General features: G+C 70.0%; 12 protein-coding genes. 5 read left to right on the forward strand and 7 right to left on the reverse strand.

Going from position 1 to position 15,324, the window contains the following annotated elements; all coding sequences use genetic code 11:
- Positions 1-41 precede the first annotated feature (41 nt).
- On the reverse strand, positions 42-1,121 hold the full coding sequence (locus tag NET02_RS03680; protein WP_284056021.1) for a molybdopterin-binding domain-containing protein: 1,080 nt from the start codon (positions 1,119-1,121) through the stop codon (positions 42-44).
- 230 nt (positions 1,122-1,351) lie between these two features.
- On the opposite strand from NET02_RS03680, the gene rpe reads away from it, so the two are divergent.
- On the forward strand, positions 1,352-2,035 hold the full coding sequence (rpe, locus tag NET02_RS03685) for a ribulose-phosphate 3-epimerase (RefSeq protein WP_284056022.1): 684 nt from the start codon (positions 1,352-1,354) through the stop codon (positions 2,033-2,035).
- A 16-nt stretch (positions 2,036-2,051) separates the two neighbouring features.
- On the opposite strand, the gene NET02_RS03690 is transcribed toward rpe, so the two are convergent.
- Together NET02_RS03690 and NET02_RS03695 are read right to left on the reverse strand one after the other, a co-directional pair.
- Positions 2,052-3,617, reverse strand: coding sequence for an MFS transporter (locus tag NET02_RS03690; RefSeq protein ID WP_284056023.1), 1,566 nt, complete (start codon positions 3,615-3,617; stop codon positions 2,052-2,054).
- A gap of 18 nt (positions 3,618-3,635) precedes the next feature.
- A complete protein-coding gene (locus NET02_RS03695; protein ID WP_284056024.1) occupies positions 3,636-4,379 on the reverse strand; it encodes an LppX_LprAFG lipoprotein in 744 nt (247 codons plus the stop codon).
- 150 nt (positions 4,380-4,529) lie between these two features.
- Between NET02_RS03695 and NET02_RS03700 the strand changes: the two genes are divergently transcribed.
- The 4 genes from NET02_RS03700 (at position 4,530) to NET02_RS03715 (ending at position 8,973) form a co-directional block, all read left to right on the forward strand.
- Positions 4,530-5,432 (forward strand): PP2C family protein-serine/threonine phosphatase, encoded by a 903-nt coding sequence (locus NET02_RS03700; RefSeq protein ID WP_284056025.1) that lies wholly within the window; start codon positions 4,530-4,532, stop codon positions 5,430-5,432.
- Between the two features lie 4 nt (positions 5,433-5,436).
- Positions 5,437-6,294 (forward strand): amidohydrolase family protein, encoded by an 858-nt coding sequence (locus NET02_RS03705; protein WP_284056026.1) that lies wholly within the window; start codon positions 5,437-5,439, stop codon positions 6,292-6,294.
- On the forward strand, positions 6,291-6,875 hold the full coding sequence (ruvA, locus tag NET02_RS03710) for a Holliday junction branch migration protein RuvA (RefSeq protein WP_284056027.1): 585 nt from the start codon (positions 6,291-6,293) through the stop codon (positions 6,873-6,875). Before NET02_RS03705 ends, ruvA begins: the two co-directional genes overlap by 4 nt.
- Positions 6,876-7,128: 253 nt before the next feature.
- A complete protein-coding gene (locus NET02_RS03715; protein ID WP_284056028.1) occupies positions 7,129-8,973 on the forward strand; it encodes a LysM peptidoglycan-binding domain-containing protein in 1,845 nt (614 codons plus the stop codon).
- Positions 8,974-8,979: 6 nt separating this feature from the next.
- Here NET02_RS03715 and hisD read toward each other — a convergent pair whose 3' ends face one another.
- The 4 genes from hisD to pheT are packed head-to-tail and all read right to left on the reverse strand — an operon-like array spanning position 8,980 to position 15,266.
- Positions 8,980-10,335 (reverse strand): histidinol dehydrogenase, encoded by a 1,356-nt coding sequence (hisD, locus tag NET02_RS03720; RefSeq protein WP_284056029.1) that lies wholly within the window; start codon positions 10,333-10,335, stop codon positions 8,980-8,982.
- A complete protein-coding gene (hisG, locus tag NET02_RS03725) occupies positions 10,332-11,351 on the reverse strand; it encodes an ATP phosphoribosyltransferase (protein ID WP_284056030.1) in 1,020 nt (339 codons plus the stop codon). Before hisG ends, hisD begins: the two co-directional genes overlap by 4 nt.
- Positions 11,344-12,816 (reverse strand): histidine--tRNA ligase, encoded by a 1,473-nt coding sequence (locus NET02_RS03730; protein ID WP_284056031.1) that lies wholly within the window; start codon positions 12,814-12,816, stop codon positions 11,344-11,346. Before NET02_RS03730 ends, hisG begins: the two co-directional genes overlap by 8 nt.
- Complete coding sequence (pheT, locus tag NET02_RS03735) at positions 12,813-15,266, reverse strand: phenylalanine--tRNA ligase subunit beta (protein ID WP_284056032.1); 2,454 nt, start codon at positions 15,264-15,266, stop codon at positions 12,813-12,815. Before pheT ends, NET02_RS03730 begins: the two co-directional genes overlap by 4 nt.
- Between the last annotated feature and the right edge of the window lie 58 nt (positions 15,267-15,324).

The raw sequence follows: 15,324 nt of genomic DNA on the forward strand, positions 1-15,324 counted from the left end.
AGGAGCGTGCGCTGCCGGAGCGATCGCTCCGCCTGCCTAGTTCAGGTTTCGCTGGTCTGGGCCGGCTCCGGGTGGGCGGTCTCAGCCTCGTCGCTGGCCTCGCTGTACCATCCTGGTGGCCGTCGCGCGTGCTGGGTCTCGCTGAGCAGCCCGCCGTACCCGAGCTCGGCCAGCAGGTCGCGGGTGATCGGCTCGCCAGCGAGCGCGTAGGGCAGGAGCAGGTCGAAGATCGAGAGCCGCCCGTAGAGCTCGCAGGAGGCCAGGCCGAACATCGGCACCTCGCCGGCGTACGCGACCCAGAACATCGTGCCCGGGTCGATCGGCGCGCCGACGCAGGCCATTCGCGCGCGAAGGCGCCGGGCCGCCACCATGAAGGGGTCTCCCGGGTCGAGCATGATCGAGCCGGCGATCAGCACGAGTTCCACTCCATCGTCCAGGAGCGCGCGGTAGGCGCGAGCGATCTCCACAGGGTCGTCGTTGTCGAGGTGGCGGGTCGCGACGAGCCGCGCGCCGAAGCGCTCCAGGTGCGAGGAGAGGTGCCGGGTCGCGACCGCGAGCTGGGCCGGCCGGATGCGCGTCCCGGCCACCATCGCGACGCGCTGGGCGCGGAAGGGGGCGACGCGCGCGACAGGCTTGCCTCGAAGAGCCTCGAGCGCGCGCTCGACCCTCGCCCCGTCGACGAACAGGGCGGGCGCCTTGACGATGGCGACCGTCTCGCCTTCCTCCACGACGCGACCGTCCAGCGCGGTCGCGACGAGAGCGACGCCGCTCCGGTTGAGGCGGGCGACAGCCGCCCCGTCGACCCGGAGCAGCCCCGCGATGGCGGCGCGGAGGTTGACCTGCCCCTGGTGCGGCGGGTCCAGGGCAATGCCGGGGCCGGCCACGCCCTCGGCCAGCCGTGCCGAGGCGTCCGGCTGCGCGAGCTCACCGGCATCCGGGATCAAGACGGCAATCTCGATCCCGTCGTGTCCCTGGGGCAGGCGTTCCAGGGCTTCGGCCAGCGGAACCCCGCGCCGGATGGTCACCGGTTTGCCGTCGGACGGCACCGAGACATCCCGGCACAAGACCGCGCCGGCGAAGGCTGACAGGTCATCGCCGATCTTGAAGATGTGTCGCCGCATGGCCGGTACCTCTTCCTGGCAGCGCGATCGGGTTCGCAAGCGGGCACCTCTGCCTCGCGCTCATTAAGCCATGTGCGCTGAGCGGCCCGCTGACCCTTCAAGGATAACGGAGATCGCTGGGTCACGCTTCCTCTCGCCGCCTGATCTGCGGAGTGCACGGTACACTCTACGGGAAGCATCACCCCAGCGCTGGGGTGTCGCCAGGCGAGGTGCGAGGAGCTGCGAGCCACATGCCGGATCTGCGAGCGCGCCGGCCGGCGCTGTCGCCCTCGATCCTCAACGCTGACTTCGGTCACCTGGCCGAAGCGTTCCGGCAGCTCGAGCTGGGCGGGGCCGACTACGTTCACCTCGACGTGATGGACGGCCGCTTCGTGCCCAACATCAGCTTCGGCCTGCCGGTCGTCGAGGCGGCACGCCGGGCGACGAGCTTGCCGCTCGACGTGCACCTGATGATCGTCGAGCCGGAGCGCTACATCGGGGATTTCGTCGCGGCCGGCGCCTCGATCGTGACGATCCACGCCGAGGCGTGCCTGCATCTCCACCGGGCGGTGCGGCAGATCCACGAGACCGGAGCACTGGCCGGCGTCGCGCTCAATCCCGCCACTCCGCTCACCGCCGTCGAGGAGATCCTCCCGTTCGTCGACCTGGTGCTCATCATGACCGTGGATCCTGGTTTCGGCGGGCAGGCGCTTATCCCGGCCGCTCTACGCAAGGTCGAGCGCCTGCGCCGGCTCATCGACGAGCTCGGCCTGCCGGCGGTGATCGAGGTCGACGGCGGGGTCAAGGAGAGCAACGTGGCAGCGGTGATCAGAGCTGGCGCCGATGTGGTCGTGACCGGGTCGGCTGCCTTCCCGCCCGGCGGCTCGACGGTGGAGGCCTTGCAGGCGCTACGCCGCGCGATGCAGGGGTCGTGAGCGCTGGCGCTTCAGGCTAGGGTTCGTCGCCACCGGTCGCCACGACGACTGGCGACCAGCCGGGCTGGCGCGGGCGGCCACGGGCCAGGAACAGCGCTAACCCGGCACCCAGGAACGTCACCAGCGCGGCTGCCAGGAAGATCTCGTCGAAGGTCGCTCGCAGGATCGCCTGGTACTCCTCCGGAGAGGCGCTGAGCCCGCGCTGGCGGAACAGCTCGGCGGCCCGCTGGTCGAAGCGGCCGATCCCCTGTGTCGCCAGCAGCGCGGTGCCGGCGATCATGCCAGTGGTCTGAACCATCTGGGTGAGGGCGGCCGTCGTCGCCCGCTCGGCAGCGCGCACGTTGTCGAGTACACTGCTGAGGATCGGCGCGTCGTTCAGGCCGATGCCCAGACCGGCGATCAGGAGCGTACCCCATAGCATCGCCGACCCGGGCGAATCCGGCCAGCGGTACATCGCCAGGTAGGCCAGCGCCAGGAGCAGAAACGACAGGGCCGCGGTCGGCCGGTAGCCGAGACGCTGGGCGAACCAACCGCCCAGGATTCCGCCCACCGGCATCCAGACCATCATCTTCATCAGGTTGAGGCCGCCCTGCAGCGGGTCGCGGCCCCACAGCACGTTAGTCATCAGCGGGATACAGATCATGAGCGTGATGGTCGCCGCGCCGTCGATGAAGTAGAGCGCCATCCCTGATCCGACGACGCGCCGCCGCAGCGCCCGCACGGGGATGAGCGGGTCAGGGGCGCGTCGCTGGCGGGCGACGAACGCGGCCGTGCTGGCGAGCGCCAGAGCGACCCAAAGCGCAGTGATCCAAACCGAGCCGGCGCCATCTGTCTCATGGGTGAGCCCGATGGTCAGGCAGGCGAGCCCAGCAGCCAGCAGCAGCCCGCCGAGCCAGTCGACCCGGTGCTGGCCCAGGGCCGGAGTGCGCCGGACCAGCAGCGCGACGGCCAGGAGCCAGGGGATCTGCAGCGGGATGTTCAGCCAGAAAAGGCCGCGCCAGCCGAGCGGCTCGACGAGCGCAGCCGCGTAGAGCGGGCCGAGCAGGCTGCTGGCGTCGTCGAGCGCGGCGATGAGCCCGATCGCCAGCGCGCGGCGGCCGAGCGGCAGGCGCGAGCCGGCGATCGCCATCGAGATGGGGACGATCGCGCCCCCGCCGATCGCCTGCACGGCGCGGGCGGCGGCGAGCAGCTCCAGGTTCGGGGCGAGCGCCACCATCGCGGAGCCGGCCAGGAACACGAGCGTGCTGACCGCGTAGATGCGCAGGTGGCCGAACGCATCGGCTACCCGGCCCATCAGCGGCATGGCCACGGTGTAGCCGAGCAGATAGCCGTTCACGATCCAGGCCGCCCGGCCGAAGTTGTCGACCGTGATGCCGAGATCAGGCATCATGTCGGGCAGGATAGTTACCACCAACGTCTGATCGAGGCCGGCGAAGAAGACACCGAGAGCGAGCGCGGCCACCAGCAGGCCTGGCGACTGTGTCAGCGCCGCGATCGGGCTCCTGGCCATACCCACCGTAAGGGGATGACGCTCGCCGTGCGGCTGGTCTCCGGTTCCTGGCGGGGGCGATTTGCGGGTCATCCTTGCGCTCGCCGCGGGTTACTGGGGCGGCGTAATCGCGACCGGCTGGTCGAAGCCGGAGAGCTCGAGCGTGCGCTTCATGGTGGTTGCCTCATTGAACGTGAGTGCCCCGCTGACGACGACGCGGCGCACGAGCGAGTCGTCCTTGCCGATCCAGAGGTCCACCGTCACTTCCAGCCCTGGCTCGGCGCCGCTCGGGACGACGGCTTCGAGGTCGGCAGAGTGCAGCTTCCCCTGGATGTGGTAGGTGGTTACCCCGTCGATGCGCTCCTCGCCGAGCAGGCGCGCGTCTCTGATCTTCCGCAACACCTCTGGCAACGCCTCGACGTTGAGGACATCGTCGGCGGCGATATCGGGAAGCGGCTGCCATTCGGCGGGGTTGAAGGGGTTACTGAGCCAGGCTTCGTCTCCGATGCCGATGAACTGGAGCTGCAAGGCGGCGCCGACCGCCTCCACGTCGAGCTGGGCCTTCATCTGCCCCGGCCGCGCTACGTCCCCCTCGGCCTGGGTAAGGAGCATGGTCTGCAGGATTGGGGTTCCACCGCTCTCGTGAGTCAGCAGGAAGTGAAACGTCTTGACCTGGTCGAGCCGGTCGGCCGCAGCGCTCACGAGGTCAGCCGGGTCGACCGTCGTTTCCACCTCATTGCGTGAGCAGGCTGGCGCGAGCAGGAGAAGCAGCACGAGCCCGACCGCGGCCAGTCGCCGGCGCGATATCAGCCCGCGGGGGCGGCGTGTTCCGGGAGCTGTCTCGTGAGCGCGCATCGAGTTCGATCCTTGCTCGTGCCAGCAACCAGTACCGGCATTATACGACCACGCGATCCAGGCGAGCATCGGCGGTCTCGGTTGTCGCCGTGCGGGTCACGCTCCATACTAGTCGCTAGCGATGGTGGGGGGTTGCTGGAGGATCTGGGGTTGTCGGTTCGGCAGCGTGCGCGAGAGACGGTGCTGGTCGTCGGGGCTGCGACCGACCCAGGGCCGGTCCGCGAGCAAAACGAGGATGCTGTCCTCCTGACGGAGCCGGAGGGCGAGCTGGCACGCAGTCACGGCGTACTGCTGGCGGTCGCTGACGGCATGGGGGGATACCAGCGTGGCGAGGTTGCGGCTCAGCTCGCGATCGAGACGCTCCGTGACGTCTTCTACGGTAGCCCGCTGGAGCCGACCGAGATCCCGCAACGCCTGCGTGCGGCGATCCGCCAGGCCAACGAGCGGATCTTCAGCGAGTGGCAGCCGCTCGGCGAAGAGCACCTGATGGGCACCACGCTGGTCGCCGCCGTCATCCGCGAACACGACCTGACGGTAGCGAACGTCGGCGATAGCCGCGCCTACTTGATCCGGGCCAAGCGGGCGACGCAGATCACGCGCGACCACTCGCTGGTGGCCGAGCAGGTGGCGGCCGGGATGATGTCCGAGGAGGAGGCACGCGAGAGCCAGTACCGTAACGTGATCACCCGCGCGCTCGGGCATCGGCACCGGGTCGACGTGGATATCTTCGAGCTCCGGCTCCTGAGTGACGACCGCCTGGTGCTGACGACGGACGGCGTCCACGACTTCGTGAGCGTGGACGAGATCGCCTCGACGGTGCTGGCGCATCCGCCGGATGAGGCTGCCCGCCGGCTGGTCGAGCTGGCGATCGCGCACCAGACGAACGACAATGCCACCGCCGTCGTCGCCTGGGTCAAGCCGGTCGTCGAGGAGGAACCGGTGCCGGTCGAGGCCGGCGGGACGAACCGGCTGATGGTGGCGCTGGTGCTGCTCGGCCTGCTGGTCTTCATCGCCATCGTGGCAGTGATCCTTGCCCTCGGCTACGGCGGGTAACTCGGTGATCATCGATGCCCACACCCACATCTTCCCGCCGGAGATCGTCCGGCAACCTGAGGAGTACCGCCGTCGCGACCGCTGGTTCGGCGAGCTGTATGCGAGCCCTCGCGCGCTTCTCGTCACGGCCGAAGAGCTCCTCGCGTCGATGGACGGGGCGGCGATCGACCTCTCTGTAGCCTGCGGCTTCCCCTGGGCCGATCCTGGGCTGTGTCGCGAGCACAACGACTACCTGGCTGCCGCCTGCCGGCAATACGCCGGGCGTGTCGCCTGGCTCGGCATCGTCGTGCCGGGTGACCCGAGCGCGCCGGCGGAGGCGGAGCGCTGTTTCCGCGAGGGGGCGTCCGGGATCGGTGAGCTGAACGCCGATGCCCAGGGATTCGACTTCGCCGAGCCGCGGGTGCTGGCGCCGCTGGTAGAGGTGTGCCAGTCCTACGCCAAGCCGCTGCTCGTCCATGTGAGCGAGCCGCTGGGGCACCTGTATCCGGGGAAAGGTTCGGCCTGGCCCCAGCGGTTTATCCGCTTCCTGGAGGCGTTCCCCGACCAGGTGGTGGTGGCGGCTCACTGGGGCGGTGGCCTGCCCTTCTACGAGCTGATGCCGGAGGTAGCCAGGGCGGCCCGGAACGTGGTCTACGACTCGGCCGCCAGCACCTACCTCTACCGGTTCGAGGTTTTCCGGACGGTGATCGATATCGCTGGGGTACACCGGGTGCTGATGGCGACCGACTATCCGGTGCTGCGGCAGAGACCGTTCCTCGAGCGGGTGCGGCGGGCGGGGTTGACCCAACAGGAGCTGGCCTTCGTGCTGGGAGAGAACGCCGCGCGCGTGTTCGATCTGCCAGTCCGGAGGGAGGCATCGTGATCCGGGGGGTACGGGGCCGGCTGGTGGCCAAGCAGCCGGGCGCGGTGCTCGTCGATCTGCATGGCTTCATCCTGCGTCTCTACACGTCGCAGACCACGCTGGCTGACCTCGGCCAGCCGGGCGAGGAGGTGGAGCTGGTGACGCACCTGCGGGTGCGGGAGGACGAGCTGGCTCTCTATGGTTTTGCTTCGGCCGCCGAGCTCGAGCTCTTCGAGTTGCTGATCGGGGTGAGCGGGGTGGGCCCGCGGGCCGCGCTGGCGCTGCTCTCGATCGCGCGCCCCGACGAGTTGAGCCAGATCATCGCGGCGGAGGACGTTGACCGTCTCAGCCGGGCGCCGGGTATCGGGCGCAAGACGGCCAGCCGCATCGTGCTGGAGCTGCGCGGCAAGCTGCCGGCGCTGGCGCCCTCCGGTGAGCGAGCAGAGATGGCCCCGGATCGCGAGGTGGTCGAGGCGTTGATGGCGCTGGGCTATTCGGCAACGGAAGCGCGTGAGGCGGCTTCCCGCGTGAGCCCGGCCGAGGCGCCGACGCTCGAAGAGCGAGTGCTGGCCGCGCTTCGCCTGCTGGCTCGAACCGGCTAGGCTCGCCCGGCAGTGGTGGCCTCGCTTGCTGGGGGCGTGCCGGGCGGCGTTTTGGCGCTGCGCGGCCGCTCCCGCGCGCACGTACGCTTTGTTCTTTACTGAACAATGATTCTGTAGTCCACGAGATCATCTTTTCACTATTGACTCGTCTAGTCTCTCCCGGCTATCCTACGGGCGGGGTTCACCCCGGGAACCGGCGGTCGTTGTCTCAGGGGGTGACCGGCGGCCATCGGGGACGGGAAGGGAAGGGATGATGAGACGCTGCGGTGCGCAGCGACCTGATTCGTCTATCCCGCACGACGACACGCTCTCCTCACCGACATCGCACTGCGACTGGTGGCCAGAATTGCTCAGCGAAACGAGCTCCGCGGCTGGCAGCCGGCGCGATCCGGAGCCGGTTTGGCGCCCGGCGTCTCCCGACCACCGCGCGCGACACCAACCGGTCATGAATGCCCAGCAACGGAGGCGGCTCTGGGGCCTCAGGGCAGGGCAGCAGCTCACCCATCCGGTCTTGCTCGCGGTCATCGTGGCGGTGATCGCTGCCAGCAGCCTCTGGCATCCGGGGCTCTCGGCTGCGCTGCCCCAGGGAAGCCGCCAGGCCGCAGTCGACGGCGCCGCGCCGGCTGCAGGTACCCCCGCGCCGGGTACCGCCACACCCAGCCTGACACTTGCGCACTACGTCACCCGCGAGGGGGAGACGCTGGCGGACGTCGCGGCCGCCACCGGGCGGTCAGTGGAGACCCTGCTCTGGGCCAACAGCATCCAGGAGCCGGCGGCACGATTCCCGGCCGGAGTCGTGCTCGACATCCCGCCGGCCGACGGCGTGCTCCACGTCGTCCAGCCGGGCGATACGCTGGCGAGCATCGCTGGCTACTACGGCACGACGGTCGAGGCGATCACCGGCTTCGGCCCCAACGGCGTGCACAGCGATACCGACCTCTCCCCCGGCAAGCTGCTGATGGTGCCGGGGGCGTCGATGCGCCAGCGAGGTAGCGTCATCACCTACACCGTGCGGGAAGGGGACACGATCCGCAGCATCGCCGCGCGCTTCGGGCTCCAGACGAAGACGATCCTCTGGGCCAACACGATCCCCGACCCCGATCTGATCTATCCCGGCCAGCAGCTCACGATCCTCCCGACCGATGGTGTCCTCGTCCGTGTGGAGGAAGGCGACACGATCCGCGGGCTGGCCGAGCGCTACGGTGTCGACCCGGCGGATATCTACGGCTACGCGCCGAACGCTATCGACAACCCGGATCTGATCCTGGTCGGGCAGGAGCTGGTTATCCCGGGGGCCGAGCCGCTTCCCGCCGCGCCGCCGGAGCCGGAGGTCACTGAGACAGCGGACACGGGAGCTGCCCAAGCGACCACGGATTCCCAGGCCCAGGAGACAGCGAGCGGTGACCAGGCGGCTTCCAACGAGGCCACGGCAGTGCCTCTGGCCGTAGAGACGACCCCAGAGGCTACGCCTGAGGCCACGACGACGCCAGAGCCGGCAGCGGAGCAGCAGGAGGGCGAAACCCAGCAGGCGTCCGAGGAGGCGCAACCTTCCACGACACCGGAGCAGGCGACGCCGGAGGCGACTCCCGCCGATACCCCGGCTCCCGAAGCGACACCGGCCGAGACCCCTGCGCCCGAGGCCACCGAAGCCGCCCCGGCCCCGGAGCCATCTCCGACGGCAACGCCGGAGCCCGAGCCGGCGAAGACCCCCGAGCAGCCGGCGCAGCAGGCGCCGACCGGCTCGTTCATCTGGCCGGCCAAGGGGGTGATCACCCAGTATTTCCACCGCGGTCACAACGGGTGGGACATCGCCAACCGGATGTACACCGAGATCGTGGCGGCCGACAGCGGCACCGTGATCTTCTCCGGCTGGAACACCTATGGCCTGGGCTACGCGGTGGCGATCGACCACGGCAACGGCTACGTGACCTGGTACGGGCACATGGCGGAGCCGCCGCCGGTGCAGGTGGGGCAGTGGGTGAACCAGGGGCAGTACATCGGGCCGATGGGCAGCACCGGCTACTCCACCGGGCCACACGTCCACTTCATGATCGTGAAGAACGGCGTGTACCAGGACCCCGCACTGTACTTGCGCTAGGCGGGCCTACGCCGGCCGGCGTCGCTCCAGTCGCTGCTCGATGGCGGCCGCGTGCGCGGTGAGTCCCTCGGCGCGGGCGAGCGTCGCGGCCGGCGGCCCGAGGGCCTCTAGCCCCTGCGGGTTGACGGCCACCACGCTGATGACCTTCACGAACGTGTCCACGTTGATGGGCGAGGAGAAGCGGGCTGTCTGTCCCGTCGGCATCACGTGGCTGGGGCCGGCCGTGTAGTCGCCGATGACTTCGGGTGAGCTCTCGCCGACGAAGACGCCGCCGGCGTGCCGCACGCGGTCGAGGTAAGCCCAGGGCTCCTCGATCAACAGGCAGAGATGCTCGGGCGCGTAGGCGTTGGCCAGCTCGAAGGCGGTCTCGAGGTCGGGCACGACGGCGACAGCGCCGTTGGTCGCCAGCGACTCCGCCGCGATGCTCGCGCGCTCCAGGCGGGTGAGCTGGCGCTCGAGCTGCGCGACGACCTCCCGGGCCAGCCCGGCGTCCGTGGTGAGCAGCACGGCGCTGGCTAGCGGGTCGTGCTCGGCCTGCGCCAGCATGTCGGCCGCGCAGAGCGCGGGGTCGGCGCTGGCGTCGGCGATCAGGAGCGTTTCGGTGGGGCCGGGCAACTGGTCGATGTCCACGTCACCGTAGACCAGGCGCTTGGCCAGCACCACGAAGATGTTGCCTGGCCCGACGATCTTGTCTACCCGCGGGATGCTCTCGGTGCCGTAGGCCATGGCCGCGATCGCCTGGGCCCCGCCGACTTTGAACACCCGGTCGATCCCTGCCAGCTCGGCGGCGACCAGGATCACCGGCGAGACGCTGCCGTCCGGTGAGGGTGGGGCGCAGGCGACGATCTCCTCGACACCGGCTACTCGCGCCGGGACGGCCGACATCAGGAGAGACGACGGGTATGGCGCCCGCCCGGCTGGGGCGTAGACGCCGACCCGCTCGAGCGGTCGCACGAGCTGCCCGAAGCCGCCCGCCGGCTCGAAGTGGAGCCATGACTGTCGGATTTGGCGCTGGTGGAACGCCTCGATCCGGTCGCGGGCCAGCGCCAGCGCCTGGCGAATCTCCTCCGGAACCTGGGCCCTCGCGCGAGCGAACTCCTCCTCCGTGACGGCGAAGCCAGCGAGCTCGAGGCCATCGATTGCTCGGCTGTAGCGGTGCAGCGCGGCGTCGCCGTGTCTCCGGACGTCGTCGACGATCCGCTGGACCACCTCCATGGCCGTCAGGTCTGCGCCGAAGACCTCGCGCACCTTCTGCCGCACCGCCGGTGGCAGCTCTACCTGCTCGAGCCGCCGGCTGCGCAGCAAGAAGTTCCGCGCCTGCTCGAGATCCTCGAAGACGCGGACGGGCAATCCCTGGCTCATGCTTCCTCCCGCAGCGCAGCACACAGGCGCTCGAACGCCTCTGAGCAGCTATCGAACACGTAGTCCGGCGAGGAGACGGTGATCCCGCTGCTGCCGGCGCGGCGCAGGTGATCGACCGCCGCCAGGAGCAGGTCGCTGGGCACGATGATCGTGACCTCGTACCACCCCCCACTGGAGTCGCCCGCCTTCGGGTAGACCCGGGCGATGGTCGGCCCCCGCTCGCCGGCGGTGGCTCCCTGCGCCGTCACGTGGCGGGCGACGTCTTCCTCGCTCGCTCCCCGGACGTTGGCGGTGACGACGCGGTAGCGCCGGGTGCGCAGCCGGGCCTCGATGAGCTCGACGATGGCCCGGGCGCGCTCCAGCTTGGTGGGCGCGGCGCGCAGCCCCCGGCGCGACGCGATCAGGCAGGCCTGGGCACGCAGGATCACCCCGCCCTCGAGGACGCGCAGGCGGTTCTCGCGCAGCGTCACCCCGGTCTCGGTCAGGTCGCTGATGATGTCGGCGTGGCCGAGTGCCGGCGCCACCTCGAGCGCGCCGTGCGAGTCGACCAGGGTGAAGTAGTTCACCCCGTGGCGGTAGAGGAAATCGCGCGTCAGGTTCGGGAACTTGGTGGCTACGCGCAGCGAGCGGCCAGAGCGTTTGAAGTCGATAGAGAGATCGGCCAGGTCGGCCATGGTGGTGATGTCGAGCCATCCTTCGGGCACGGCCAGCACCAGCTCGCAGCGCCGGAATCCCAGGTCGTCGATCACGACGATCACGTTCGGGTCGTCGCCGGCATGCTCGGCTACCAGGTCGTAGCCGGTGATACCGAGGTCGGCGCTGCCATCGGCGACTTTGTGGATGATGTCGGCCGTGCGCTGGAACAGCACCTCGACGCCTGGGAGCCCGCTGACCCTGCCGACGTACTGGCGCGGGTTGGGTCGCCAGATGCCGAGGCCGGCGGATTCCAGAAAGCGGAGGGTTTCCTCCTCGTAGGAGCCCTTTGACGAGATCGCGAGACGCAGCGGCTCACTCACGGTCGTTTCCCTTGCCGGAGAGCATCTCAGTCTGTACCTCACCGTCCGCGTGAACCAGCACGAGCCGGTGAATCCCCCGGCGGCGGGCATAGCGACGGTTGGCGCTAGCGGAGCGGCCGCGGACGTCGAGCTCGACGACCTGCCCGGCAGTACGCAGCGCCTCGGCGACCTCGGCTGCCCGCGCCAGCGCCTCCGGCACGGCCGGAGCGACCAGCGTGACCTCGGGCGCTGCCGGTGGCGGCAACGTGGCTGCCTCGGCGATCCGCTCCAGCCCGCAGGAGAATCCACAGGCTGGCAGTGGCGCGCGTGCCCCGAGCACCTGCGCCAGGTCGTCGTAGCGGCCGCCGCCGCAGAGCTGGAGCGAGGGCTGATCGGCGGCGTAGACCTCGAAGAGGACGCCGGTGTAGTAGTGCAGCCCGCGCGCCATCCCTGGACTCAGCTCGATCCGGTCGCGCTCGATGCCGTAGGCGACTAGCAGGTCGAGCACAGTCTCCAGTTGCGCGATCGGCGACGGATCCAGCTCGTGCCGCTCGATGAGCGCTCGCAGCGCTGGGATCGCCTCGTCCGGCGGGCCGTGGATGGCGGCCAGGTCGCGCACGAAGGCGAACGACCGCCGGACGACGTCGACGTCGTGCGAGCGGTTCAACTTGGCCAGCACACCGCTGACGATCTCCTCGGGCGTGCGCGAGCCGCCGGCCATCTGCACGCCGGTCTCCTGGAGGATCGCTAGCACCCAGCGCTCGAGCTGCTCGCCGGAGACGCCGCGCAGGGAGGATCCGAGTTCCTGGTAGAGCTCGGCCAGCCGTCCGCTGCCCGTCAGTCCGGCCAGTTCCGGCTCCAGATCCACCGGCTGGCCCTTGCGCAGGCGTTCCATGCTCCAGAGCAGCCAGTCGCGCACTCGCTGGCGGAGCGGGAGGCGGCTCAGGAAGTCGAGCACGATGCCGACGTGGCCGACCACGATGCGCGGCCGGATCCCGACCGCGTCCAGCACCTCGGCGGCCAGGTGGATCACCTCGGCGTCGCCGGCCGGCCCGGGAGCGCCGAGCAGCTCGCAGCCGACCTCGGTGAACTGCCGGCTTCGCCCGGCCTGCGGCCGCTCGTAGCGGAAGACCGGCCCGGCGTAGGCTAACCGTAGCGGCAGCGGCTCGGTCTGCAGCGACTCGACGTAATAACGCAGCACCGAGGCGGTGTGCTCGGGGCGCAGCGCGATCTCGCGGTTCCGGTAGGTAACGGCGTACATCTGCGCGATGCGCTCGGCGCCGGACTTGCGCAGGAACAGCTCGGTCGGCTCCAGCACCGGCGTCTCGATGAGCTGGTACCCGTGACGTCCGAGCACGTCGAGCAGTCGCTCGAGCACGGTGCGCCGGCTACGGTACGCCTCCGGGCCGGCATCCTGCATGCCGCGCAGCCGCTCGACCGGCGTGGTCGCTTCGCGCTGGGAGGGGAGCGCGCCCGTGTCGGTCACCGGCGGAGCTCTCCCTTCACCCGTCGCCGCAGGTGCCCTTCGATCCGCTCGCGCAGGCGTGCCAGCTCCTCGTCGGAGAGCGGGCGGTCGGGTGCGGAGAAGGTCACGCGGAAGGCCAGGCTCTTCTTGCCCGCTGGGATAGCCGGCCCGCGGTAGATGTCGAACAGCCGGACGGACACGGCCAGGGGGCCGGCGCCGGCCACGATCGCGTCGGAGACCTCGACGGCCGGCGTCGCTTCGTCCACCACGACCGCGAAGTCCTGGTCTACCGGCTGGTAGCGCGAGACGGGCCGCAGTCGCGGCGGCTCTAGGCCGATCTCCAGGAGCCGCTGCAGGTCGATCTCGGCGAAGACGACGCGGGTGTCCGGATCGATCTCGAACGCCTCGACCACCTCGGGGTGTACCTCACCGAGGATGCCGACCGGCTGTCCCTTGACCAGTATCTCGGCAGCCCGGCCGGGGTGCAGGCTGGGATGCGTGAGTGGGCGGAAGCGGGCTTCAGGCACGCCGATCCGTGGCAGCGACGCCTCGAGCACGCCCTTGAGGTCGAAGTAGTCGACTGGCCGCTCTTCCTGGTAGAGGTCGCGCAGGTGGCGGGCTCCGGCCAGCAGGCAGCCGAGCGTGCGCCGCTCGTCGGGCAGCTCGTCCAGGCCGCGCGGCAGGTAGACCTTGCCGGTCTCGAAGATGGCCACCGCGCGGTTGAACTTCAGGTTCTCCCCCGCGCTGCGGAGCAGCGACGGCAGCAGCGACGGGCGCATGATAGCCCACTCGGGCCGGATCGGGTTGACCGCGCGCACCAGCTCGTGCTCCGGGCGCGGGTAGAAGCCGTAGCGATCCGGAAAGGTGGCGGCGCCGGGCAGCAGCGCGCGCAGCGCGGCCTCGTCCACCATCGGGTAGGTGATCACTTCGGTCAGGCCGGTAGCTGCCAGCGTGTCCTGAACCGCCCGGACGAGCCGGAGCTCTGGCGAGATCTCCACCGGCACCGTGCGCCCGAGCGGCAGCGCTTCCGGCAGCTCGTGGTAGCCGATGACACGGGCGACCTCCTCCACCAGATCGGCCGCGATGGTGACGTCGCTCCGGTAGGTCGGCACCTGCACGACGATGACCGCTCGGCCGTCTTCCTGGCGTAGCTCCGGCTGGAACTCGAGCCGGTCGAGGACGTCGAGCACGACCTCGTCGGGGAAGTCGACGCCGAGCAGCCGCGGGATCTCGCTCCGCGGCATGCAGAGTTGGCGCGGCAGGCGCGGGTTCGGGTAGAGATCGACGACCGCGGTCACGCGACAGCCGGGGATGAGCTGCTGGAAGAGCGCGACGGCGCGGGTGGCTCCCTCCCAGGCCAGGTTGGGATCCAGGCCGCGCTCGAAGCGGGCCGAGGCTTCGGTACGCAGCCGCTGCGCCCGTGCCGTGCGGCGGATGCTGCGCATCTCGAAGTTGGCGGTCTCGAGCAGCACTGTCCGCGTCTGCTCGGTGATCTCGCTCTCCAGGCCGCCCATCACTCCGGCGATGCCGACTGCCCGCTCGGCGTCGGCGATCACCAGCGTGTCGGGGTCGAGCTCGCGGAGTACCCCGTCGAGGGTCTCCAGCGTCTCGCCCGGCCGCGCCCGGCGGACGACGATACGCCCCTCGCGCAGCCGATCGCGGTCGAAAGCGTGTTGCGGCTGGCCCCACTCCAGCATCACGTAGTTCGTGATGTCCACCACGTTGTTGATCGGGCGCATGCCGGCGGCCTGCAGCCGCTGCTGCATCCACCAGGGCGAGGGGCCGACAGTCACATCCTCGATCACCACGCCGACGAACCGGTAGCAGAGATCCGGTGCCTCGATCGTCACCAATCCCTCTGGCCCGCTGACCGGCAGCGGCGCGCGCTCCGGATAGCGCACGCGCTGCCCGACGAGCGCGCCCAGCTCGCGCGCCACCCCGACGACCGAGAAGGCGTGCACCAGGTTGGGCGTGATTTCCAGCTCCAGCACCTGATCGCCGAGGTATTCCCGCAGCGGTACCCCGACCGGCGCGTCGGCGTGAAGAACCATGATCCCCTCGTGCTCGTCGGAGAGCCCCAGCTCCTTCTCCGAGCAGACCATGCCCTCGGAGCGCACGCCGCGGATCGTGCTGGGCTTGAGGGTGATCAACTTCGGCTCCTCGCTGTGGCCGTCGTAGAGCGTGGCTCCTGGGAGCGCCAGCGCCACCTTCTGGCCCGGCGCGATGTTGGGCGCGCCGGTCACGACCGTCAACCGGTGCGCTCCGGCGTCTACGGTCGCCAGCACCAGCCGGTCGGCGTTCGGGTGCGGATCGACGCGCTCGACAATCCCGACGTAGATGTTGTCCCAGGTCGAGCCGATCTCGGTAATCGCCTCGACCTCCAGGCCCGCCAGGGTCAGCCGCTCGGCGATCTCGCGGGCGCTCAGGTCGGTGGGAACCAGCTCCTTGAGCCACCTGACCGGTACCTTCATCGTGCGCGTGCCATCCTCTCGCGAACTGCTAAGAGTCCTGTCCGGGTGTCCTGCAAGC

It is taken from the genome of Thermalbibacter longus (genome assembly GCF_023806485.1).
Classification (GTDB): Bacteria; Chloroflexota; Chloroflexia; order Thermomicrobiales; family Thermomicrobiaceae; genus Thermalbibacter; species Thermalbibacter longus.

What these genes read in the sequence shown, in the direction of transcription:
- NET02_RS03690 (WP_284056023.1), bottom strand. Translation starts at nt 3,617, where the DNA reads ATGACCCGCAAATCGCCCCCGCCAGGAACCGGAGACCAGCCGCACGGC.
- hisD (WP_284056029.1), bottom strand. Translation starts at nt 10,335, where the DNA reads ATGAGCCAGGGATTGCCCGTCCGCGTCTTCGAGGATCTCGAGCAGGCG.
- NET02_RS03695 (WP_284056024.1), bottom strand. Translation starts at nt 4,379, where the DNA reads ATGCGCGCTCACGAGACAGCTCCCGGAACACGCCGCCCCCGCGGGCTG.
- NET02_RS03680 (WP_284056021.1), bottom strand. Translation starts at nt 1,121, where the DNA reads ATGCGGCGACACATCTTCAAGATCGGCGATGACCTGTCAGCCTTCGCC.
- rpe (WP_284056022.1), top strand. Translation starts at nt 1,352, where the DNA reads ATGCCGGATCTGCGAGCGCGCCGGCCGGCGCTGTCGCCCTCGATCCTC.
- NET02_RS03715 (WP_284056028.1), top strand. Translation starts at nt 7,129, where the DNA reads ATGAGACGCTGCGGTGCGCAGCGACCTGATTCGTCTATCCCGCACGAC.
- pheT (WP_284056032.1), bottom strand. Translation starts at nt 15,266, where the DNA reads ATGAAGGTACCGGTCAGGTGGCTCAAGGAGCTGGTTCCCACCGACCTG.